The organism is Myroides sp. C15-4 (genome assembly GCF_050522745.1).
In the GTDB taxonomy this organism is placed as follows: domain Bacteria; phylum Bacteroidota; class Bacteroidia; order Flavobacteriales; family Flavobacteriaceae; genus Flavobacterium.
Window position 1 is genome coordinate 94,100 of sequence record NZ_JBMVQX010000002.1, and the last position, 23,709, is coordinate 117,808.

Below are 23,709 nucleotides of genomic sequence, written 5' to 3' on the forward strand. Positions count from 1 at the left end.
AACACAAGTATTGTTGCAGTCTGGGTTTTCAGGGGCTCTTTTGTTTAATAACCACCTAGCCGATACCTACCAATTAGCAGAAGTATTACCGCAGTTAGAGGAAAAAACAATGCTGTATTCAGCGGGTCAAAAACTGAGGAGTTTAGTTTGTGAAATACCCGCAATAACGGTAGGAGGTATTCGCTTTGAAACCGTCCCCGTTCAGGTGTTTACAGGTGAAATAAAAAATCAAGCCACCAGCTATATGGGCGCAGATCTCATCCATCGATTCAATTGGATTATCGATAAAAAAGCAGGTTATGCCTATATCCAAAAGAATATGTATTTTGAGGATTCGTATTACTTTATAACAAAGTAGGGTGTAGTAATATAAATAGTCATTTAATTGAAACAAAAAAGGTTTGTGCATGCACAAACCTTTTTTGTTATTTTATTACCTCACTTTGGTAGTAAAATTGAGAAAAGCCTCTTGACCCCATTTTAATATAATCGTACTTCTTATCCCAATTCGTTACTTCATAGGTATATGTTTCTGAATGATTTTGTCCGTAATTTTTGTGTATTTTATTGACTAAATGATAGCCTTTGTATACAAATTCAATATGATCTAAAAAGTTTGGATAGTAACGTCTTTCTAAACCTGTATATCCATATACCTGAAGGGTATTAATATCTTCATATTCATCCAGTAAGGTATAGTTAATAGGATCATTTTTGTAAACGCTTTTCAACGTACTATATTCGAAAATATAAGTGGTAGATTCTTGATTATTTGAGGTATAATAAATCAGCTGTATTAAATTGTTATTGTCGTCAAATCGTAATTTTTGAACTGAATTTTTATCACTATGTTGGTTGCTGTAGGTCGTTGAGATTGTCTCTAATTGACCTTGCTCGTTGTAGCCAAACTGAGTTTCTTTATCCTCTTCTTTGATCGTACCTATTTGGTCTTTATCCGTATAGGTGAATAACAGTTGACTGGTCTTTCCTTCCTGTATTGTTTTCTCTTCGAGCATTTGATGGGTGCCTTTTTTGTATGTATATTTTTTTAGAACACTTAATCCTAGTATTTCATTTGGAAACTTTTGATTTTGCTCATCAAAGGTGTATATATCTCTATAGGTCATCGAATGATTAATTTCAATAGGGTAGTTGGCCTGATTGTACTTAAATTCTTGAGTCGCTTCATAAAAGAATTCATCCTCGCGCAATTTATCCTTATCGTAGTAGGAAGTGATGGTTATTTTTTTGACGTAGTTGTGGTCTGTACTAGAATCATTATCAGAATTGGTGCAAGAAATGTTAAGTAGAATAACTATCGCTAGTAATGAGTAGAAGTGTTTCATGTTTTAATGTTAAAATTAAGCAAATATAAGAAGTAGTTTGTTGGTTAAAAAATAATAAAATGTAAAGTTTACTTTGCATTTTTGTAAAGCTTACTTTACATTTGTGACAACTAAAAACTAAAAATAATGAAACAATTTCCTTTATTTCCCCGTTATTGTAGATGGATTGCTTTAGGTCTTATCCTGTTGTCTATTGTATTGAGCTTTACTTTACAAGATCTTTTAGGGGAGTATCGCGTTCAGGCCAAGTCGATATCATTTAACTTGTTTAATTTAAGTTTGTTTATCTATTTTTTCACGCGACGCAAAATTGACGATGAGATGTTTGTGGAGATGCGATTAAAGGGCATGGCTGGGGGGATCCTTTTTATGATTATAGGTATATTTGTTACTGCGATCTGGGATATTGTTGATCCAGAGGGAATAAAGGACAAAGGAGATGCAGGACGAATCTTGGAAGGAATGATTTTTATTAATTTGATTTTCGAAATGCAATACCGAAAATTGAAACGAAGTTTAGATGAAGAATAAGGTAAAGGAGGAACGTGTACGTTGCTATTTAACACAACAAGAGTTAGCCGATGCAATTCAAGTATCTAGGCAAACTATTCATTCGATTGAGTCGAATCGCTATGTTCCTTCTACAATATTGGCCTTAAAGTTGGCTCAAACACTAAAAGTAAGTGTTGAACAGTTGTTTATTTTAGAAGAAACGGATTGATTATTATTCTTATTTAGTTTAAATAATTTCGTATCTTAGCCCGACAATATAAATACAATTACAATGAGTACAGATACACTTAATCCAAACTTCGATCAGCATAAAGTAAAGCCTAAAGCGCCTAAAGTTGAAGAACTAATTAACGAGTGCAAATCAGTGATGATTGCTTCTATTAACGAAGATGGTTCACCACTAGTAAGTACAGCTCCGTATTCAAGAGTTGGGAATGAGTTTCAAGTTTTGGTATCTTTCATGGCTAAGCACACAAAGAACTTAAGAGATCGCAAAAAAGTATCTTTTATGTTTGTGGAAGATGAGAGTTCATCTAAACAATTATACGCAAGACACCGTTTAACAATTGAAACGGAAGCGGAATTAATCGCGAAAGAAAATCCGTTATACGACCAAGCGATGGTTGATTTAAGAGAGAGACACGGAAAAGTAATTGAAGTTTTAGGAAACTTAGAAGACTTTATCATGTTCAATCTAAAACCAATCAAAGGATCGTATGTAAATGGATTCGGAAGTGCTTATTTTGTAGATGAGAATTTACAAGTAATAGAACACAGACACGGGGCTCACGGGCAACACAATGTGGATGTAAAGAAATAATATACCTTTCTTGTTGAAATAGAAAAAGGTCTTTAGGATGAACTAAAGACCTTTTTTATTTTAAGTAGCGTTTTGTTTGCTAAAGACGATCACTAGGGTGACGGAGAGCAGTACAAAGAAAAGTCCTAATGCGGACATCCAATTGAAGAACTCCCCAAAGAACAGCGTTCCCACTAGTACAGCAACAACGGGTTCCATAGACCCCAAGATGGAGGTGATCGTTGATCCCGCGTGTTTTACAGCTAAGACCAAGCACAGGTCAGAGATAAACGTGGCAAAGAATCCCAAGAGAATTAAATTCACCCAATCCGCTCGCAAGGTAATCGGATCAATGCCCGTGGTGAGTAAGGCGTAAAAAAGGAAGATCAAACAACCCATCAACAAGACATAGAAGGTCAAAGAGTCGAAGTTCATATTGGAAATTCTCGATTTATTTAAGCCTACAATATAAAGTCCATAGGTGAAGATAGTCAACGCAGACAAAATCAATCCATGGAATAAAGCAGGAGAAGCCTCTCCGTGCCAACACATCATCCCAACGCCCAAAAGGGAAAGTAGGGAAGCAATAAGCAAGACCATTGATTTTTTCTCCTTGAAGAAAACAATCATAATGATACTGACAAATAGGGGGTATAAAAAATGGACTGTGGTTGCTAATCCACTGGCGATGTATTCATAAGAATCGACGAGAAACTTGGCGGTAGCGGCATATAATAAAGCCAAGAAACAGACGACGGCTAAATCTTTAATAGAAACTTTTAAACTAGTTTTTTTGTAGAGACAAACAGCTCCCATCGTAGCAGATGAAAATAAAAATCGATAAAATAGAATGGTCGGTATGCCGATAGCCGCCACTCCTTCTGGTCGCAAGCTCGGTACAAGGAGTGGTAGCGAAAATAGCGGAACCAATCCAAAGGTACCCGAGGAAATTAAGGCGAACAAAATTCCTTTTAGGTTTTTCATTTTAAGTTTATGTATTAAAAATTTCGCGCAAAGATACAGCTTCTCCTTGGCAAGCGATAGCGAAAGAACATTATTGCCAACATCGTAATAAGGAACGTATTTGCCTGTTCAACTGTGTGGTTTTTTATTCAGATAAAAATCAACTCCTTATTTTATGTCTGAATATCATCCGAATCGGATAATAGAATAATCAGTTTCTTTTGCGTATTATATTTTGTAAAAGATGTATTTTTACTGCTTTAGCCCCATAGTTTAAAAATAATTGTCATTAAAAATGAAACAAACGATTGCTATAGTCTTCATCTTTTTGGGCTATTCTCAAATAGCCTCTGCCCAACGCTTAACAGATTGGCAAATGGAAAACTTGAGAGGTAGAGTGAAGGTACTAACGAGTATTGATCAGCCTCAGGATGGCAATGAAGCAAAAAAAGAAGTGCTTTCTTTCGATGAAAGGGGATTTCTTACCTATAAATGGGTGTATCTGGGAACACAAGAAGAGGGAGAAGCTAGGCCAACAAATTATACCAAACTAGGGGAACTTCAATATTTTGAATATCAGGATAATCAACGTCATGTGATGAGCCTAAATGCAGATGGAACCAAGGCAACTGACATTGTACAACAATGGCCCAAGGCGAATACGTGTGAATTTACCTATACCTATTTTAACAAACCAGAAAATAAGGGGAGTATGCGTTTGTCTTTTTCCAATCAAAATCGAGTTTCAGCGATTCATTTACTCATTTCCAATACGGATACTGATGAAGTGCAGCTCGAAACGAAATCCCTTCACCAATACGATGCGCAAGGATATGAAATCAAGTTGGAACAAAAGACACTACTACCCTATGGTGACACCCTAATATTGACTTTTCGAAATACTATTTTTGATGCTCAGGGCAATATTGTGGAGAAATCGGTTTATGATGAGAACCAACAGTTACTTAGTAAAACATTCTTTACCTATGAATACTACGAGTAGATCCGTTAGCATATAACAGAAAAGCTTAACAGTGAATTAAAATTCAACGCATGCTTTACCCCTACATTTGTTTGCAGTAAATCTTTAATTTGTATACAAATGGTAAGCCATGCCAATGATTTTGATCAAATCTTTCAAAAACACTGGGCTGAATTATACAGTTTTGCCTATAATGTAGTACGCGATAAAGCGATTGCGGAAGATATTGTACAAGAAGTTTTTATCGATTTTTGGAACCGACAAGTAGTCGTAGAACATCCACGAGCCTATCTGTTTCAGGCCACTCGTAATCAATGCGCCAAAGCGTTATACAATCGGCGTTTTGATTCGGTTCAAGTAGAGAAAATTGTCGGCTTAGTACCCGATTTAGAAGACCTCCACTATGAGGATATTAAGACGTTGTTGTTGGATGAAATTGAGAAAACAGCAACTGCCGTTTTGCCCGATCGCTGTCTGTTGATTTTTAAAATGCGCTTTTATGAGCAACGTACCTATAAGGATATTGCTCAAAATCTGGGTATTACAGAGAGTACCGTAGAAAATCAAATCAACAAAGCCCTAAAACTATTAAAAGAATCTACTTCCTATATAGCAGACATTCCAGAAGCTATCCTGTTCTTATTCCTGTTTAGTATGACCTAAATGTTTTGTAGTTTATCTAATCGTTAAGTATGCTGTTTAACGTAGGGGAAAGGTGAATTTGCAGTACTTCATTATAGTATAAGATCACAAGACTATAATGTATAAAAAATTCAAAGCCCTTTTATTGAAATACCACCAAGGAACAGCTTCCTCAACGGAAGAAGCTGTGGTCAATCAATTTTTTAATGCGATGCAAAAGGGAGGAGTCACTGCTGAAGAGGTGAAGTCAAATCGTCAACTCTATGTGCGACTACATCGCAAAATCCACGCGAAAATAGCTCCTTCTTTTTTTCGTTCTTCTTTTATGAAATATGGATCTATTGCCGCTAGTCTCTTGGCTATAGCTGTGCTCTACTTTTTTATGTCGATGAATACGGAGGTCAAACAAATCGTCCAACAGGCTAAAAAAGGCGAACAGCTTATGTTTTACCTGAGTGATTCAACCTTAGTTTATCTAAACTCCAACAGTACGTTACAATATCCTGCCCAGTTTACTTCTTCCTCTCGAGAAGTCATTTTGAAAGGAGAAGCGTATTTCAACGTGCGTTCAGATGCCCAAAAACCCTTTATCGTACACAGTTCCAATTTATCAACTACAGTTTTAGGGACTATATTCAATATTCGTGATTTTGATCTGGAAACAACAGTAGTTAGTGTACATGAAGGAAGAGTCAGGGTGAAATCCATGACAAATGAAGAAGTGATTCTGGCACAAAACGAACAAGCAAAATGGGATAAAACGACCCAGAAACTCTCTAAAGAAGGAGTAGATCTACACGATGCTAACCAATGGATTACGGGGCGAATTCAATTCGATACTACTTCGATAGCTGAAGTGATTCAAGTACTCAATAGACGATTTAACAAAACTATTGTTTGGGAACCAACTTCTCAAGCCCATTCCAATTATACAATTAGTGGTGATTTTAAAGGTACTGATATAGAAGAAGTACTACAAGGAATCCATTTTCTGTATAATCTTCAATATACCAAAGTATCTGAAACCCAATACAAGCTATACCTAGATGATTAATGTATAACCCTAAAACAAACCCAATGGAAGAAGTGTAAAAAAAAACAAAACTGTACTCAGCTGCAACTGAATACAGTTATAAAATCAATACTATAATCTTATTTCGATTAACTTAAAAAACGAAGATAACAATTATGTGTCTAAAACTATTTAAAAAAGGCAGAAAACTTTTTTTGACGCTCTGTGTCCTATCGCTGTGTTTCTTACAATCTACGGCCTTAAATGCACAAGACAAAACCAGTAGTGGTTTTACAATTAAGATGAATCAAGCTTCTCTTATTGAGGTGTTTGAGTACATTAAAACCCATTCAGACTTTACGTTTATTTACGGCGAGCCAATTAAAAATAGCCCAGTAAAAAAGAATGTAAACCTCAAAGGCAAAACGATCAATGAGGTATTAGATGCGCTATCAACGCTATATGGGGTTACGTATCAAAAAACAGGGCATACCATTTCTGTAAAAGAAGAGGTAAAAAAACGCGAAACACTCAAGGGAGTGATTCGAGATGAACACAATCTTACTGTACCTGGGGCAACCATTGTTCTCAAAGGTACTTCAGAAGGTACAACTTCTGATTTAGATGGGGCATTTACTATTCAAGCTATACCCAATCAAGATCAATTGGAAATCAATTTTATGGGGTATAAACCACAGCTTGTAGTAGCCAATACCACAATGGATATTCAACTGAAAGTCGATCAAACAAGTTTGGATGAGATTGTTGTAATTGGTTATGGTACGGCTAAGCGATCCGATCTAACGGGAGCTGTTTCTACAGTAAAAGAAAAAGAGTTAACGAGTTATACCGTAACAGATCCATTACAAGCACTACAAGGAAGAGTGGCAGGAGTATCCGTATCCCAAAATACGGGGGAACCATCGGGGGATTATTCCATTAGAATTCGAGGAGTAAATTCTATTTTAGGTGGAAATGCACCACTTATTATTGTAGATGGAATTCCTCAGAATAGTTCTTCTATTGGAAGTTATGATATTGAAAGTATGGAAATCTTAAAAGATGCTTCGGCCACTGCTATCTATGGCTCGAGAGGAGCAAATGGAGTTATCCTCATCACAACCAAAAAAGGGAAAAGTGGAGAAACGGTTGTGAATTACAATTTCGATTATGGTATTCAAAAGCAGATTAAAAAATTGGATTTGATGAATGAAAGAGAATGGGCTAGTTTCTATAATGAGTATTTAGTAAATGCTAAAATACTAGAACAAGCGCCTTTTTCTCAAGCGGATTTAGATCAAATGGGCAAAGGAACAGATTGGCAAGATTTGATGTTTAAATCAGCGCCTATTTCGAGTCATAACCTCAATTTATCAGGCTCAAAAGAGAAGTTACATTACTATGTAAGTGGAACACTTTTGAAAAGAGAGGGAATTATTCCCAATAGCTCGTTTGATAAAAAGAATGTGCGTACGAATCTGAGTATGCCTGTAAAGAATTGGTTAGATGTCAATTTGCAAATGGGGTATAGTGCGTTAGTTGGATTTAATCAATCTCAAGGCGGAGGAGCAGCAGGGTCTTCATTAATGTCTGCGATTTATGCAGCGTCTCCTCACTTTTATCCCTATGATGAAAATGGCGATTACAAAGAACTGCGCACTTGGTTTCCTTGGTCTTCACATGAGTTGAGAAACCCAATGAATATCGTTAATGAATCCAAGTATAAAACCGATAATCGCTTGAGTAATATTAACTCTAGTTTTGTTTTAAAACCACTACCTGGGTTGACGTTGAAGACGATTTTTGGCTATGAGAACTCAGATAGTCGATATGAATCCTATACGACACAAAAATATATTTATTCAAGCAACTCTGCTTCATTGAGTGCTACACGCAGTGAAACAGCCATTAATGAAAATATCCTGAATTACAAGACAACCGTAGCAGATAAGCATCATATTGATATTATGGGAGCCTATACCAATCAGTCTTATAAAATGAAGTACTTACAAGCTTCGGGAAATACATTCCTATCCGATATTTCAGAGGTATATGATTTGGGATCAGCCGAGATTATGAACTCGCCTAATAGTAGTTTTACCAAATGGGTATTACAGTCCTATTTAGGGCGTTTAAATTACAATTTTGACGAGAAGTATTACTTGACGGCAAGTATACGTGCCGATGGGTCTAGTCGCTATACAAAAGGGAATCAGTGGGGGTATTTCCCATCGGTTGCTGTCGCTTGGCGTGCTTCTAACGAAAAGTTTTTGATTCCAATTTTAGCGCAATTGAGTATTTCAGATTTGAAATTGCGTTCTAGTTATGGAGTGACTGGATCTACAGCAATTAATCCTTATGCAACACAGAATATTCTAACAACTGGAAAAACAGCAACTGAAAATGGAAATTATTCGTATTACGCACCAGGAACTGTTTATCCAGGAAATTTGAAATGGGAAACAACAACGCAATGGGACTTCGGAGTAGATCTTGCTTTTTTAAATAATCGCATTAACTTTTCCGTCGATGTGTATAGAAAATTGACGGAAGATATGCTTAATCGCGTTTTCTTACCTTCTTCTAGTGGGTATAAAAATACGATCCGAAATATTGGTAGTATGAGTAATCGTGGAATCGAATTAATGCTCGATGCTACAATTGTTGATCAAGAGGATTTCGGTATTACTGCACAAGTGAATTTCGCTCGAAATGTCAATAAAATTGAGAAGCTAGCCAATGGAGATGATATTTTTGGTAGCACCCATACAGGATATGCTTCAGGAACAACAACAATTTTGAGAGAAGGTCAGCCTTTAGGTGCTTTTTACCTCTATAAAGACGAAGGTTTAGATGAGTCAGGAAGATTGAAATACAAAGATTTTAATGGAGATGGTACCTATAGCGATAATGAGGATCGCTATTTAGCAGGCTCACCTTTTCCTGATTTTACCTATGGATTGAATACCAATGTTCGTTATAAAGATTTCGAATTAAGTATGTTTTGGCAAGGTTCCAAAGGAAATAAAGTGTACAATATCAGCGAAATGAGAAATTACAGCTATAGTCAAGGAATGAATATAGAAAAAGGAGTGTATTACAACAGTTGGAGAGAAGGTCAAGACAATGCTAATGCATACTACCCTCGTATTGAACAAGTAGGTGTTTTACGTCATTCTGATCGTTTCTTAGAAGATGCCTCTTATCTGCGTTTGAAGAATATTGCATTAACGTATAATCTACCTGTACACAAGATGAGTAAGGCAATTTTTACTTCTTTAAGCGTGTATGTAAGTGCGCAAAATATTTTAACCTTCACTAAGTATAAAGGAGTAGATCCAGAAGTAAATTCGAAAAATAGCGATATAGATAGCGCAATTGATCACTTTACCTATCCCAATACTAAATCATTCACTTTTGGCTTAAAAGCTCAGTTCTAATATAGATTATTATGCGAAAATTATTATTTTTTTTAGGAACCAGTATGTGTTTGTTACAATCGTGTACACATGAATTAGACGAAGCAGACTATACCTATGCCAATACAGTTGACAATTTTTATAATACACCCGAAGAAGCAAATGCAAGTGTGATGGCAGTTTTAGAGTCAATGAGACAATCCTACGACGCCAACTGGTTTACCTTGCTAGAAGCAAATACAGAATACGTTTATGCCAAGGGAATTTATACAGGCTATGACAGCTATAAAGGATTTGTCAATTCAGGGCAGATGACCCGATCAGAAGTCAATTGGTCCAATATTTACCGCGCAATTTTACTTAGTAATATAGCGATTGATAAATTACCAGCAGGGAAGGAATTAACTGAGGAACAAAAGAATAAGTTTATAGCCGAATTGCGCTTTTTACGTGCCTACAATTATTTTAATTTAGTCAAGCATTGGGGAGGAGTAATCTTGCGTACGGATAAAAACTTAGATGAATGGGACTTACCCAAAAGCACGAAAGAAGAGATCTATGCTTTTATCGTAGAAGATTTGATATTTGCCGCAGCAAATTTGCCTTTAGATGCTCGAATTGGCGGTACACCAGATCAATTAACAGCAAAAGCATTGTATGCTGAAGTAGCCCTGTTTTTACAACAATATGATTTGGCATTACAATTATCTACTGAGGTGGTTGAAAGTGGAAAGTATAGCTTAGTTTCGATTACTAACTCCTTGGACTTTGACAAAGTGTTTGGTTTTGATTTGCCAAGATCTACAGAAGAGATGTTTTATATTAAAACATCGCGTACGGACAATAAAACATGGTCGTATTTATCCTATACTTCACATCCCAAGTACAAAATAAACGATGAATTGATGCTCAATGGTTTTGGATACTTTACCCATTATACAGATCTGAAAAACGAACTAATTAAAAATTGGGATGCAAATGATTTTAGGTTGGATCGCAATGTCGGATTTTACGTTTTTGGAGCAGATACCTATGGTGATTCTACCTGTTTATTGACCAAATATAGAGATCCACATGCTTCAGGAGGAGGGGCAAACGTCAATATACCTTTGATTCGCTATACTGATGTTTTGTTTACGTATGCTGAGTCATTAGCACGTGTGAATGCAGACTTTTCCAAGGCGGTAGAAGTGTTGAATCAAATCAAGCGAAGAGCTTATGGAAAGCCAATTCATACCATTCATCCAACAATTGATTATGATGCAACAACAATAAGCAGTTTTGAGGCTTTTGTCGATGTTTTGATCCAAGAGGAAATGTATGAGCGTTTTAACGAAGGAAAGCATTGGGACTTTATCGTCCGATTAGGAAAGGCAGAAGAGCGTATTGGCAAGTATAAAAGCCGTAAGGGGGAGCATACATCCATCGACCCCATCCATTATTTATGGAAAATTCCAGATACAGAATTTAATTATAACAAAAAACTAGATCAAGTGAAAGATCAAAATCCAGGATATTAAGTATGAAAAAGATAACATCATTTATAACCTTCGTTGCTTTATTGTTTGCGATAGGAACAGTACAAGCACAAACTGAAAATAGCAGTCAACCCCTTCGCTTAAAAATGTTAACCTACAATGTCGGACATTTTAATCAGGGTAAATTAGGTGGTTTTCAAGGTAGTGGAGAAATAGCAGAAGCGCAATTAGCAGCATGGCGTTCTTGGATTGGCGCCCAAGGGGCCGATTTTATGATTGTCAATGAATGGAATGAATTTTTTGATAAGGACGGAAAACACAAGGCAACAGAAGAATTACTAGCACCCTATTATACAAACCTCTACTTTGGAGACAAAAATGAATGGATTTTCAATGGAATTGCGACCAATTACACCTTGAAAAACATTCGACAAGTGGCTTGGTTTGGCCAATACTACGCTGTTTTAGGTGATTTAGAAGTAGGTGATAAAACGGTAACAATCATCTCTACTCATATTCCTTGGCAAACTGAATGGCATGATGAAGCAGTAGTAAAACTGAAAGAAGAATTGAGTAAATACGATTATTTTATTTGCATGGGCGACTTTAATGCAAAGAATAAAACATTTGAAGAGTTTAAAGCATTGGGATATAATGTTGCTAGTGGAGGAGCACAAGGTTGGTTTACAACGGCTCCTGGAGGAAAAATGGCAGGTAAAATAGATGTGAATATTGATAATATTGTCACCAGTAGCGGGATTAAAATTATGAAGGTAGAAGCGCCACTTTCTGGATTAAATGACTTAGATCATTTACCTGTTATGGCAGAAATTATCATAAGTACAAAAAAATAGTACGGTTTAACTGATATACTTACATCCAAGAGAAAGAGGGTGGCCTTTTGGCCCCCTCTTTATTTTTTTAAACGGGTTAATTGCGTGCTGTTAACTGTTTTCTATTTAATTCTGTCTCGTCCTTGTCTCGTCCTGATATAGCTATACAACTAGTGGATTATCTTTGTTTTTCTTTTGATATGCTAGAGATCCTTCAGTCTACAAACTAACGCAGTAATTTTTCTTTTGGGATATTTCTTTTCATCCTGATGCAATAAAAAAACATGCAATTTCTGTTATTGTGTTTATAGCCGTATTAAGAAGGTGTTATACCAAGAGGGTGAAAGGTTATGAAAATGTTATGAAGTGAAATTGGAGTAGGGGTAAATCACCTTTTTATACACTATATCATAGTAACAGCAAGGAGTGGCGTCTAAGTAAGGGATGAAAAGAGTTTCTAGTGAACAATGCTTCTTCGTATTGCTTGAAAGGAGTTGAAATGAAAAGCTTTAGTGCAAAGGTATAATGTAACAGTAAATAAAGATAAAGTAAAAGTGATTTCATGAAGTGAAAGTGTTAATTTGGTTGAGGTAGGCGAGTTTGTACTCGCCTATTTTTTTGGTTGTTAAAAAAGAATTGTGTAACAAGAGATATTACAGTATTTTGCCATAACTAAATTAAAACCAAAAATCAATGAAGTTTACGAGCTCTTTCAGCCGAACAATCAAATACAGTATATGGGGAATAGCACTTAGTAGCAGTAGTATTACCCTTGCACAACAGCAAGATCCTATTGTAGAGGCCATCGTTAAAGAAGGAACAACCCATTCACAAATAAAAACCTATGCTTTTGAACTATTAGATGTTATAGGTCCTCGTTTAGTAGGAACACCTCAAATGATGCAAGCACACAATTGGGTAAAAACAACCTATGAAGCAATGGGCTTAGAGGCGCGTAATGAAGCCTATGGCACGTGGAAGGCATGGGAAAGAGGTACTTCTCAGATAACAATGACTACACCGCGAATTAAATCGCTAGAAGGAACGCAATTGGCGTGGAGTCCTGCAACCAAAAAGAATGGCGTTGAAGGAGAAGTCGTTGTATTGGTTGATGCAAAAAATAAAGCAGAATTTGAAGCTTGGCTACCTACCATAAAAGGTAAATATGTGTTGATCTCTGCACTTCCACCTAGCGGTCGCCCGGAGTATCAGTGGAAAGAATATGCCACGCCAGCCTCGTATGAAAAAATGAAAATAGAACGACAACAAACCGAAGACGCCTGGTATGCTCGCATTGAAAATACAGGATATACCGCTAAAGAATTGCCAAAAGTATTGGAACAAGCTGGAGCAGCAGGTGTTGTCATGTCCTATTGGACGGGAATTATGGGAGCTAATCGCATTTTTGGCGCTCAAACAACCAAAATTCCTACCGTTGATCTTGCTCTAGAAGACTATGGGCTGTTGTATCGATTAGCGGCAGGTGGAAAAACACCTAGAATTAACGTGAATGTACAGTCCAAAGATTTGGGGACTACGCAAACCTATAATACAATTGCCGAACTAAAAGGAACTGAAAAACCAGAGGAGTATGTAATTCTATCCGCACATTTAGACAGTTGGGATGGAGGAACGGGCGCAACAGATAACGGTACAGGAATCATTACCATGATGGAAGCTGCACGTATTCTCAAACAAGTAGTACCACACCCAAAACGCACCATTTTAATTGGTAACTGGGGAAGTGAAGAACAAGGTCTAAACGGATCTCGTGCTTTTGTAGCAGACCATCCTGAATTATTAGATAAGATTCAGGTTGTTTTCAATCAAGATAACGGAACTGGTCGAATTGCCAATATTGCAGGTCAAGGCTTTTTACATGCTTATGACTTTCTAGAACGTTGGTTAGTAGCCGTACCAAAAGAATACAAAAGAGAATTGAAAACCCATTACCCCGGATCTCCGTCAGGTGGAGGATCTGATCACGTCTCTTTTGTCAGTAAAGACATCCCTGGTTTTATGATGAGTTCACTCAGCTGGGGCTATGGAAATTACACCTGGCATACCAACCGTGACACCGCAGATAAAATTGTGTTTGACGATGTGCAAAACAACGCAATTCTCCTTGCTATATTGGCCTATAAAGCCAGTGAAGAAGGGGAACTGGTGTCGAGAGAAAAAGTTGTTCTCCCGCTAAATGATCAAGGTGAACAACAACAATGGCCCGTTGCCAAAGAACCCCAACGAAATTCGGATCAATAGTAGTCTTAAAAAAAGCTTTTCTCATCAAGGAAAAGCTTTTTTTATTTCCTTGTGGTATCTTGATATTAAGATATTTGCTTATTTTTTGATAAGGAAGTGTTTTTTAGTGTGAGAACGTCTGATGTCATTGCGAATAGTTATATATTTATGCACCCAATTTATTATTTCTTATGAAAAAATTAAATATGTATGTCATGATACTGGCTCCCATATTAGGTTTTGCACAACAGCCTAATAAAAAGATACAAGAGCTTTGGAAAAGTATCGAGCACAAGGAGGAACAACAGGAAGTGCAAAGTATGCTCCCAGAAGTACAGGAAGTTATTAGCCTTTCTCGTCAGTCAAAAGCCTATGCAAGCCTTTTGAAGGGCATGTTCTACGAAGCAAAAATCAATATCGTAACCAAAGAAGATAAAACGTATGATATTAATACGATTTTACAAGCGTTTGAAGCGGAACTAAAAACCGCATCAGGTGAGTATAAAGCAATTCTTCAAGCGTATGTAGCGCGTTTATATCAATTGTATTACGAGGAAAATGCGTACAAATTGAGCAACAGAACCGCTGGAGAGCAACAAAAAACGAACGACATTCGCTTTTGGACCAAAGAGGATTTTGAAAGAGAAAGTGACGCTTATTGGAAGGCATCGTTGGAAACAGCAAATAAAAATACAACAGCTACAGTAGGCAGTTGGAATGATGTATTTCTACTTGCAGAACAATACAACCTTGATTTTTCAAAATTTACGGTCTATGATGCATTGCGCATGGATTATGCTTCTTATTTGAGCAATGGCTTCGCTTATCGAGCGTCGGCCGAACAAAGAGAGCAGAAGAAAGCACAGGCGAAAGCGTTGATCCAACAAGTAATTCAAGAGTTAACCAAAAAAGGGCAAGGCGAATTAGCGGCTTATGTTCAGGTGTTTGCGTTGACTAGTTTTGAAGATCGCAGTGATTTAGCCACACGCAATAAAGTATACCAAGACTTGTTAAAACAGCATCCGAAGTCAGCTTTAGTGCATGAAGCAGTAGCGCAATTTATGTACTATACCTATCGCGATGGTCAAGAAGAAGAGGTAGAAGAAACAGCAGGTGCAACGTTATTGGCCTTTATTGACCAAGCGGTTGAGAAGTTCCCGGGAACAGAAACCGCACAGCGTTTAGCAAACTTGAAGAAAGTAGTCGAAGCCCCGTCTTTAGACGTTAGTTATAACGCATACGAATTACCTGAAGTTAGTTCGGTATTAGCCGTAACGCATAAAAACTTAGGAACACTTCACTTTAAAATTTTAAAGTTTGAAGGAGATGATAAGACGTTTTCAATCAACGAACCTAGCAATCTAGCAGGATATAAAAAAATTGCCTCAGATTACGAAAAAGTAGCGGACTATACCCTTGCGTTAAAATCGTTTACGGATTATAAAGCACATACCACCCATGTAGAGTTGAAACCTCTTCCAGCAGGACGTTATATAGTGCTATTGGCAAACCGCGATTTTGACTACCTCACGGAAGAAAAAGACGTGGTGAGTATGGCGTTGATCAATATCACGTCGAATGCCTTTTTAACTAGTGGCAACAAATTCCGATTATACGATCGAAAAACAGGACAACCCAAAGCCAATCAAGCAGTATTCCTAGCTAATGGACCTAAAAAAGAATTTAGTAAAGCCTATTGGGAAACTTTCGTTAATACCGATGGCAATGGAGAGTTTACCGCTGATTTTATCAAAGAATATGCAAATTTATATTACGGCGTAAAAGGAGAATCCATCTTTTATTCAACTTATGCGTATCCAAAGAGCAAAGAAGTAGAAGAGGGAATTGAAACGGTAAATTGGAATGCAAAAGTATTAACCGACCGTGCAATTTATCGCCCTGGACAAGTGGTTTACTTCAAGTCAATCGTCTTCCGTCAAAAAGGAAAAACAAGACAAGTGGGAGCCAATCAACAGGTGACCGTTCGATTAATGAACCAACAAACCCAACAAGAAGTAGGGAAATTAGCCTTGAAAACCAATGAATTCGGATCTGTTCAAGGGGAGTTTATTTTGCCTACAACGGGCTTATTGGGCAATTTAAACTTTGAAGTCCTACTAAAAGAAGGTAATATAGAAGAATATGCCTCCATCAGTGTGGAAGAATACAAACGTCCAAAGTTTGAAGTGACGATGGATGAGGTGAAAGGTGTATACTATTTCGACGAAAAAGTAGAAGCCAAAGGAAAAGCGATGGATTACTCAGGAGCTAACGTATCACAGAGTACAGTGAAGTATCGTGTGGTCCGCAATTCGGGGTATCGCTATGATATTCGCGGGTATTACGGATGGCCAAATCGCGAACAAGCTGTTACACTTACACAAGGAGAAGTAGAAACAGATGCAACAGGAAACTTTACGATAGATTTTATCGCTACTCCAGAACGCAAGGAGTACAAAGCAGATGATTTACGCGTGCATTCGTATACCGTTTATGCCGATGTGATGGATATCAACGGAGAAACACATAGTAGTACGCAAACGATTTATGTAGGGGATAAGAATATCAGTCTTCAATTGCCAATTAGCACGAACGAAATGGTATCTACCAAGGAGTTAGAAGCAATCAAAATCAAAACCAATAACCTCAATGGAGCAGCATTCGCTGCCAAGGGAGAATTGAGTATTGTTGCTTTAGAAGCCCCTTACGCTCGACGCATGTTATTGCCGTATGAAAACTATACCAAAGAAGATTACGAATTGTATACTTATGAAGAATTCGTAAGCAAGTTCCCGTATGTTGGCTATGGAGATGAAATCGATCACACCAAATGGAAACAAGGAAAAGTAGTATTTACCAAAGATTTCGATACCGCAAAAGAAAGTGAAGTAGCGTTCCCTAATGCAAAAGTATTGGCGTCTGGTTTCTACTTGTTAAAAGGGTTTGTTTGGGAAAAAGGAGAGAAAACAACAGTAGAGCAATACTTCTACTATGACAATACCAAAGAAGAACCAGGAGTAATTTATCAATTACTCTCTGTAAAAGCGGATAAAGAAAAGTATAAAACAGGTGAAGTAGCAAAAATAAGATTGCAAAGTGGTGAAAATCAAACCACGGTGATTGCTTCTGTTTTTGTAAATGGACACCTAAAGCAAAAGAAAACGCTGGAAGTAAATCGAAAAGCCAGCTATTTTGAGTACCCAATGACAGGGGAAATGGGCGATGTACGCGTGAGCTTTACAGCGATCAAACACAATTTTGCGACGCAAAAATCAGCCCAATTGGTTTTGGATGCAAGTCAAGAAGATTTAAAACTAGAACTCGTTACCTTTAGAGATAAATTAACCCCAGGACAAGAGGAAACTTGGCGATTAAAAGTGTCGGGAAAAACAAAAGACAAATTCGCTGCTGAAATGGTTGCGGGTATGTACGACGCTTCCCTAGACCAATTTAGAAGTAATACTTCCTTTCAAACGAACTTTGATTATTTCTTTAGCTATGGGCAGGATTCGGATTTTTCAACCTATAATTTCAGCAGAAAAAGTTATGCGCAAAATCTTTTAAACCGTACTGTTTATCCTAGTTTAGTGGCATATGGCGTACCAACAAGCCTGAATTTATACGGGTTTAGTCCTTCGGGCTATGGTACTGTTATGGCAACCTTTGGAGCTTCTCCTCGTGTCGCTTATAAAGAGATGGCAGGAAATGCAATGAGAGGAGATCGAGACGCAAGTGCGAATCGTGTAATGCCTGAAGTTGCAGAAGAAGCGATGATGTCAGACGCTATAGGTTCAGCTCCTCCAGCAGAAGAGGCAAAAGAAAAAGCAAGAGAAAAAGGCGAGGTTCAAATCAGAACCAACCTTAAAGAAACCGCTTTTTTCTACCCACAATTACAAACGGATGACAAAGGAAATGTCAGTTTCTCTTTTACTACACCAGAAGCGTTGACCCAATGGAAATTTATGGCCTTTGCTCATACTAAAGACTTACAAAGTAGCTATGTAGAGCAATTGGTGCACACCCAAAAAGAATTGATGGTACAACCGAATATGCCGCGTTTTGTTCGAGAAGAAGATCAGATTACTGTATCGACTAAACTTGTAAACTTAAATACAACTGAATTAAGTGGAGAAGTGGAAATTCAATTCTTCGATGCGTTAACAGCAGCGCCGTTAACAGGAGTAGTAGAAGAAGGAAACGCAGCAAAACAAAATTTTACACTTGGAGCAACAGCAAATACTGAAGTAGCTTGGACCATCAATGTTCCCAAAGACATCGTTGCTTTAGGATACCGCATAATGGCTAAAGCAGGTGCGTTTAGCGATGGAGAAGAAGCCGCTATTCCAGTTTTGTCTAACCGTACCTTGGTTACCGAAACTATGCCGTTGTACATCAAAGAAGGACAAAATAAATTATTCACTTTTGACGCTTTAGAACAACCATTATCAGCCACACGTGAAAATTATAAGCTGACGTTAGAAGTTACGGCAAATCCAATGTGGACGGCTATCTTAGCTTTGCCTTACCTTAAGGAGTATCCGTTTAAAGGAACCGAACAAACGTTTAGTAAAGTATTCGCTAATACCATTGCAACCCAATTGCTAAACAGCAATCCACGCATTCAATCCGTATTTGACTATTGGTCTAAACAAGGAGCCATACAGTCGAAGTTAGAGCAAAATGAAGAACTCAAACAAGTGTTGATTGAAGAAACACCATGGGTTCGCCAAGCAGCAGATGAAACCGAACAAATGAAGCGTTTAGCTGTTCTTTTTGATTTAAACAAGATGAAAATAGAATTAGATGCTGAGCTTGAGCGTTTAGCTGACCAACAAAACAACGATGGAGGTTTCCCTTGGTTTAGTGGAGATCAATCCAATGTGTACATTACCCAAACCATTGTCGAAGGATTTGGACAAATGAAACAAGCAGGAGGAATGCCACAGTCAGAAACGATAATGGCCTTAGTGAAAAGAGCTTTAACTTATTTGGATGAACAACATTATGCCACGTATCAGAAGAATAAGAATGAGGATAAATTAGCTGCTTTAGACTTACACTATTTATACGTGAGAAGTTTGTTTAAAGAGGAAGTTAAAATCCAAGAGAAATACTCGAAAATGATTGCGGATTACCGCAAAGAATTAGCGACCCAAAAAGCGACAGACAACCTGTATACTTCAGCTATGAAGGCAGTTGTTTTACAGCGATTTGGCGATTCGAAAGCAGCAAATGCAATGTTGAAAACCATTGTAGAAACAGCAGTGCGCAGTGATGAAATGGGCATGTATTGGAAAGAGAATGCAGCAGGATGGTTGTGGTATAATGCGCCAATAGAAACACAAGTGATGATTATTGAGGCAGCACATGAAGTAGATGCAACAAAATATGCCAATGCAATTGAAGACATGAAGGTGTGGTTGCTGAAAAACAAACAAACCGTAGCGTGGAACTCAACCAAAGCAACATCACGTGCCGTATACGCTTTATTGTATTTGGGGAAAAACTGGATGCACAGTGATCAAAGCGTTGAGGTAAAAGTAGGCGGATACCCTGTTAATTTTGACAAATCCGAACAATTGAATGCAGGATACTACAAAAAAGTATGGGATGCAGCTGCGATTCAACCCAAAATGGGAGTCGTAGAATTAGACAAAAAATCGGCGGGAGTTGCTTATGGTGCCATGTACTGGCAGTATTTTGACGATTTGTCTAAAGTATCGAAGTCAGGTACAGGAATTGCTTTTGACAAACAATTGTTTATTAAAGCTTCTACAGACAACGGACAAGTATTGCGTGAAATCACCAACGAAACTCCAATTAAAGTAGGGGATGTAGTTACTGTGCGATTGGAAATTTCAGTAGATCGAGACATGGATTATGTTCACCTAAAAGACATGCGTGCAAGTGGATTCGAACCAATGAATGTTCGCTCAGGATACAAGAGAAAGGGAGAGTTTGGATATTACGAAGAAACTCGTGATGCAGCAACAAACTTCTTTATTACCCACCTACGCAAAGGTACCTATGTATTTGAATACGATGTACGCGCAAATAATGCAGGCTATTTCTCCAATGGTATTACAACCCTTCAAAGTGTGTATGCACCAGAAATGAATGCAACTAGCGAAGGAGCGGATGTGAAAATTTTGAGAAATTAATGATACAGTTCAAGAGGGTTTAATTTCCTTTTAACGAATAAAAAAAAGACTTGAGTTCATTGAACTCAAGTCTTTTTTTTATTTTTTAAACTAAATGGATTTTAAAAAGGGAGTGTGTTTTTTTAAATCAAGTAGTGTAGAGGCAAAACAACCGATTCCGATGGCGCGGATTTAAGGTGCAAATCCGCGCCATTGGGAATCGTTCTTTGCTATTCACAAGCTACATGAATAACTTACAAACCTACATCGGTCGAAATTAACCTGCAATCCCCCCTTTCTTTATATGGAAAATACAAACAGCTACTATTCAGCTATTTGTATTGTTTGGTTTTAGTTTTGTTTGGGTCTTCTTTGGGTCTTCTTCGATAAACATGCGTATTTACGGGGGATTACCCTACATTTACCGAAGAAGACTCGAACATGACTCGAACATGACTCGAACAAAACCCACCCCCCTTTCCGATTTACTGAAAGAAACTAAACACTTCTTTTTCGTCTAAATTCATGTAAAAACAAAACGCTTTGTAGGTAACTAATCCAAGGGCGCGGATTTAAATCCGTACCTTCATCTATCCATCCAACTGTTTTTAGGGGTATGAAATAGGTACTATGAATACCCGTTGCTTTGTATTTTGTTGACCTTGTTTCTAACGCACGGATTGCCGCGATCGAGGTCAACCGTTAACCGATTAACTGTAAACATAAAAAAAGAGACTAAAACGAAGTTTTAGTCTCTTTTTTTATACTAAAGCATTTCCATGCCTTCCATATCTCCACCGGCTTCTGGGCCTCCTGGTTTCATATTTCTCTTATCCATTTTGGGTTGATTGAATCGGTAAGTAAACGACAAATTGACTTGTCTACCTCTCCATTGCATTTCACTGTGTGAAATCGTTTGTGGTAGAACGAGATCTTGTTCTCTTTTTCTTGAGTTGAAGATATCGCTAATGTTAAAGGTAATAGTTCCCTTGTCTTTTAAGATGTCTTTGCTTAATGCAAGGTTACCTGACAAGTTACCCAATACTTTTCCTTGTGCTGTGTTGTATGGAGCGCGGTACATTCCGTTTAACTGCCAATCTATTTTGTATGGCAAGGTAATTTTGGACGATACACGAGTAAACCAAGCATAGGTGTTTTTATCGAAATTCTGTGTTTCTAGGGTGCCATCTAAATGCGTAAAGGTATAATCTCCTCTAGTTTCTGTACGGTAGAAGTTGAAGTTACCATTTAATCTCCACCACTTGAAAGGCGTGTAGTTTAAAGTAATATCCAACCCATAGCGGTGTTCTGTCGCTAAGTTAATCGGTGAACTAATAGAAATCGGTGTGCCATCTTCCGTTTCTCCAGCAATTCGACGAACAAATTGGAAGGTATCTTCTGTTTTGTTATAGTAAGCTGACGCATTTAAGGTAAAACCAGTCCAACGCTTCATAAAACCTAAATCAATAGCATGTGTTTTCGCTGGATCTAAGTCGGGATTTCCTTGGAAAAAGTTGATGTTACTCGTGTAGTTCGAAAATGGATTTAAGAAGAATCCACGGGGTCTATTTACACGTCTACTGTAACTAATACTCGTACTTGTACTTTCATTTAATTCGTAGTTCAAGAAGGCACTCGGAAAGAAATCATTGTATTTTTTGTTGTTATAGTTCTGTGTAGCCAATTGATTCACGTCAATATTCGAATCTTCCCAACGCAAACCAACCATAAAACTCAGTTCTGGAGTAATACGATCCCCATATTGAGCATAAAGGGCATTAATTGTTTCCTTGTATTCTAAGATATTAGATAAACGCATATCGGTATTCCAGCTGTTATTTTGCAAGCGTTGTAAATTAAAATCAGTTGTATTAGACTTAAACGTTCCCAAATAACCTGCTTCGAAATTTCCGTTTTCCCCTATAGGTAAGGTATAGTCTAACTTAGCTAAACCACTTTTTTCTTTTTCTTTATTGAAAGTACGTTCAAATGAGGTTTGATTTAAAAAATCATTGATATCGTCAATAGAGGCGTCTTCTCTATCCTTGTCTTGAGCAATCGATCCTTCGATTGTTAGGACATGGCCTTCTTTCTCAAATTTTTTCTCGAAGGTCGTGGTGTACTCCAGGTTATTTCTCTCACTGTCTTTGTTTTCGTTTCTATATCTATTATATAAAAAAGTATCAGCAGCGTCATAGTAATTGTAGGTTACTTTATTTGGATTGTATCCCGAATTGCGTCGCGCTGTTACGGTATTCGTCCACGTAATAGAAGGAGTTAGATACCATTCTAAACCGAATGAACCATTGTATCCTTGTCTTTCTCTGTTGTTGTCTTTGTATTCGTAAATGCGTTGTGTAGGTTCACCAGTTGTAGGATCAATATAGCGGTTGTCATTCAAATTGTATCCATCAGATTTGGAGTCTCTATAACCTAAAGAAGTAAAGAAGTTGTAGTTTTCTCCTCTCACATTAAACATGGTGTTCAATTCGTAGTTACGTGGATCGCCAATTGTTCCTGTTACACTACCGTTGATTCCTTGTGCTTTTCCTTTGCGCAGAATAATATTGATGATACCCGCTCCTCCTTCTGCCTCATAACGCGCAGATGGATTGGTAATAACTTCAACGCGATCGATGGATTCAGCAGGTAAAATACGCATGGCCTCTTGGATGTTGTTCGCTAATCCAGTCGGTTTACCATCAATCAATACTTTTACGTTTTCATTTCCTCTGAGGCTGATTGTTCCTTCACTATCTACTACAACAGACGGTACATTATCCAATACATCTGCTGCAGTACCTCCTTTGACAATCATATCTTGTCCAACATTGTAGATCTTTTTATCGAGTTTGATGTCTACAGTAGAACGTTCAGCAATGACCATTACTTCTTCTAATAGTTGAGAATCATCCTGTACTTTGTGTACCCCGGTATTGGTATTTCCCTGTACAGTAATATGATGTAATTCTAAGGTTTTAAAACCAAGAAAGTCAATTTTAATATAGTAGGTTCCATCTGGAACATCAAAAGAGAAGTATCCTTTTGAATCGGTCATGGCTCCAGAAATGATATTGGAATTGCTCTCATTTTGAGCGTAAATACTTGCGTATTCTAAAGGCGTATTCGTTGCCGCCTCAATAACCGTACCGGTGACTGTACTGGTTGTCGTAGGTTGAGGGCGGTTCTGAGCTGCTGTTGTTAGTGCCGTAAAGAATACGAACAACAGCAGAAGAACTGATGAAGGCATTTGTTTTTTCATTATAGTCGTTTAGTTTACTTATCATCTACTTAGACTATAATTTTAACCATTGGTTTAATAACTATTTTGTTAAAAAAAA

Annotated in this window: 15 protein-coding genes; 12 read left to right on the plus strand and 3 right to left on the minus strand. The window is 37.5% G+C overall.

The annotated features are described in order from the left end of the window. Positions 1-13 precede the first annotated feature (13 nt). Complete coding sequence (locus tag ACPDHL_RS01505; RefSeq protein WP_430531034.1) at positions 14-358, plus strand: hypothetical protein; 345 nt, start codon at positions 14-16, stop codon at positions 356-358. Between the two features lie 67 nt (positions 359-425). Here ACPDHL_RS01505 and ACPDHL_RS01510 read toward each other — a convergent pair whose 3' ends face one another. Then, complete coding sequence (locus ACPDHL_RS01510) at positions 426-1,346, minus strand: hypothetical protein (protein WP_430531035.1); 921 nt, start codon at positions 1,344-1,346, stop codon at positions 426-428. 126 nt (positions 1,347-1,472) lie between these two features. Here ACPDHL_RS01510 and ACPDHL_RS01515 point away from each other — a divergent pair, with 126 nt between their 5' ends. From ACPDHL_RS01515 to ACPDHL_RS01525, 3 genes are all read left to right on the plus strand, one after another. Continuing rightward, positions 1,473-1,877, plus strand: coding sequence for a hypothetical protein (locus tag ACPDHL_RS01515; protein WP_430531036.1), 405 nt, complete (start codon positions 1,473-1,475; stop codon positions 1,875-1,877). Further along, complete coding sequence (locus ACPDHL_RS01520) at positions 1,867-2,067, plus strand: helix-turn-helix transcriptional regulator (RefSeq protein WP_430531037.1); 201 nt, start codon at positions 1,867-1,869, stop codon at positions 2,065-2,067. Before ACPDHL_RS01515 ends, ACPDHL_RS01520 begins: the two co-directional genes overlap by 11 nt. A 63-nt stretch (positions 2,068-2,130) precedes the next feature. Further along, positions 2,131-2,679, plus strand: a complete 549-nt coding sequence (locus ACPDHL_RS01525) for a HugZ family protein (protein ID WP_182627099.1) — start codon at positions 2,131-2,133, stop codon at positions 2,677-2,679. A gap of 60 nt (positions 2,680-2,739) precedes the next feature. Here the strand turns inward: ACPDHL_RS01525 and ACPDHL_RS01530 are convergent, their stop codons facing one another. Beyond that, entirely contained in the window at positions 2,740-3,642 is a 903-nt protein-coding gene (locus ACPDHL_RS01530; protein WP_430531038.1) for a DMT family transporter, read from the minus strand. Between the two features lie 274 nt (positions 3,643-3,916). Between ACPDHL_RS01530 and ACPDHL_RS01535 the strand changes: the two genes are divergently transcribed. The 8 genes from ACPDHL_RS01535 (at position 3,917) to ACPDHL_RS01570 (ending at position 20,389) form a co-directional block, all read left to right on the plus strand. Next, positions 3,917-4,624, plus strand: a complete 708-nt coding sequence (locus tag ACPDHL_RS01535) for a hypothetical protein (protein WP_430531039.1) — start codon at positions 3,917-3,919, stop codon at positions 4,622-4,624. 99 nt (positions 4,625-4,723) lie between these two features. Continuing rightward, positions 4,724-5,266 carry an RNA polymerase sigma factor gene (locus ACPDHL_RS01540; protein WP_430531040.1) on the plus strand — a complete coding sequence of 181 codons (543 nt, stop codon included), beginning with the start codon at positions 4,724-4,726 and terminating at the stop codon, positions 5,264-5,266. Positions 5,267-5,363: 97 nt separating this feature from the next. Then, on the plus strand, positions 5,364-6,299 hold the full coding sequence (locus ACPDHL_RS01545) for a FecR family protein (RefSeq protein WP_430531041.1): 936 nt from the start codon (positions 5,364-5,366) through the stop codon (positions 6,297-6,299). 134 nt (positions 6,300-6,433) lie between these two features. Further along, positions 6,434-9,697 carry a TonB-dependent receptor gene (locus ACPDHL_RS01550; protein ID WP_430531042.1) on the plus strand — a complete coding sequence of 1,088 codons (3,264 nt, stop codon included), beginning with the start codon at positions 6,434-6,436 and terminating at the stop codon, positions 9,695-9,697. A gap of 11 nt (positions 9,698-9,708) precedes the next feature. Then, the gene (locus ACPDHL_RS01555; RefSeq protein ID WP_430531043.1) at positions 9,709-11,196 is read left to right on the plus strand and encodes a RagB/SusD family nutrient uptake outer membrane protein; all 1,488 of its coding nucleotides are present in this window, start codon (positions 9,709-9,711) and stop codon (positions 11,194-11,196) included. A 2-nt stretch (positions 11,197-11,198) separates the two neighbouring features. Then, the gene (locus ACPDHL_RS01560; protein WP_430531044.1) at positions 11,199-12,008 is read left to right on the plus strand and encodes an endonuclease/exonuclease/phosphatase family protein; all 810 of its coding nucleotides are present in this window, start codon (positions 11,199-11,201) and stop codon (positions 12,006-12,008) included. 672 nt (positions 12,009-12,680) lie between these two features. Beyond that, positions 12,681-14,249 carry a M20/M25/M40 family metallo-hydrolase gene (locus ACPDHL_RS01565; protein ID WP_430531045.1) on the plus strand — a complete coding sequence of 523 codons (1,569 nt, stop codon included), beginning with the start codon at positions 12,681-12,683 and terminating at the stop codon, positions 14,247-14,249. Positions 14,250-14,419: 170 nt separating this feature from the next. Continuing rightward, a complete protein-coding gene (locus ACPDHL_RS01570; RefSeq protein WP_430531046.1) occupies positions 14,420-20,389 on the plus strand; it encodes an alpha-2-macroglobulin family protein in 5,970 nt (1,989 codons plus the stop codon). Positions 20,390-21,134: 745 nt separating this feature from the next. Here ACPDHL_RS01570 and ACPDHL_RS01575 read toward each other — a convergent pair. After that, entirely contained in the window at positions 21,135-23,630 is a 2,496-nt protein-coding gene (locus tag ACPDHL_RS01575; RefSeq protein ID WP_430531047.1) for a TonB-dependent receptor domain-containing protein, read from the minus strand. Positions 23,631-23,709: the final 79 nt, after the last annotated feature.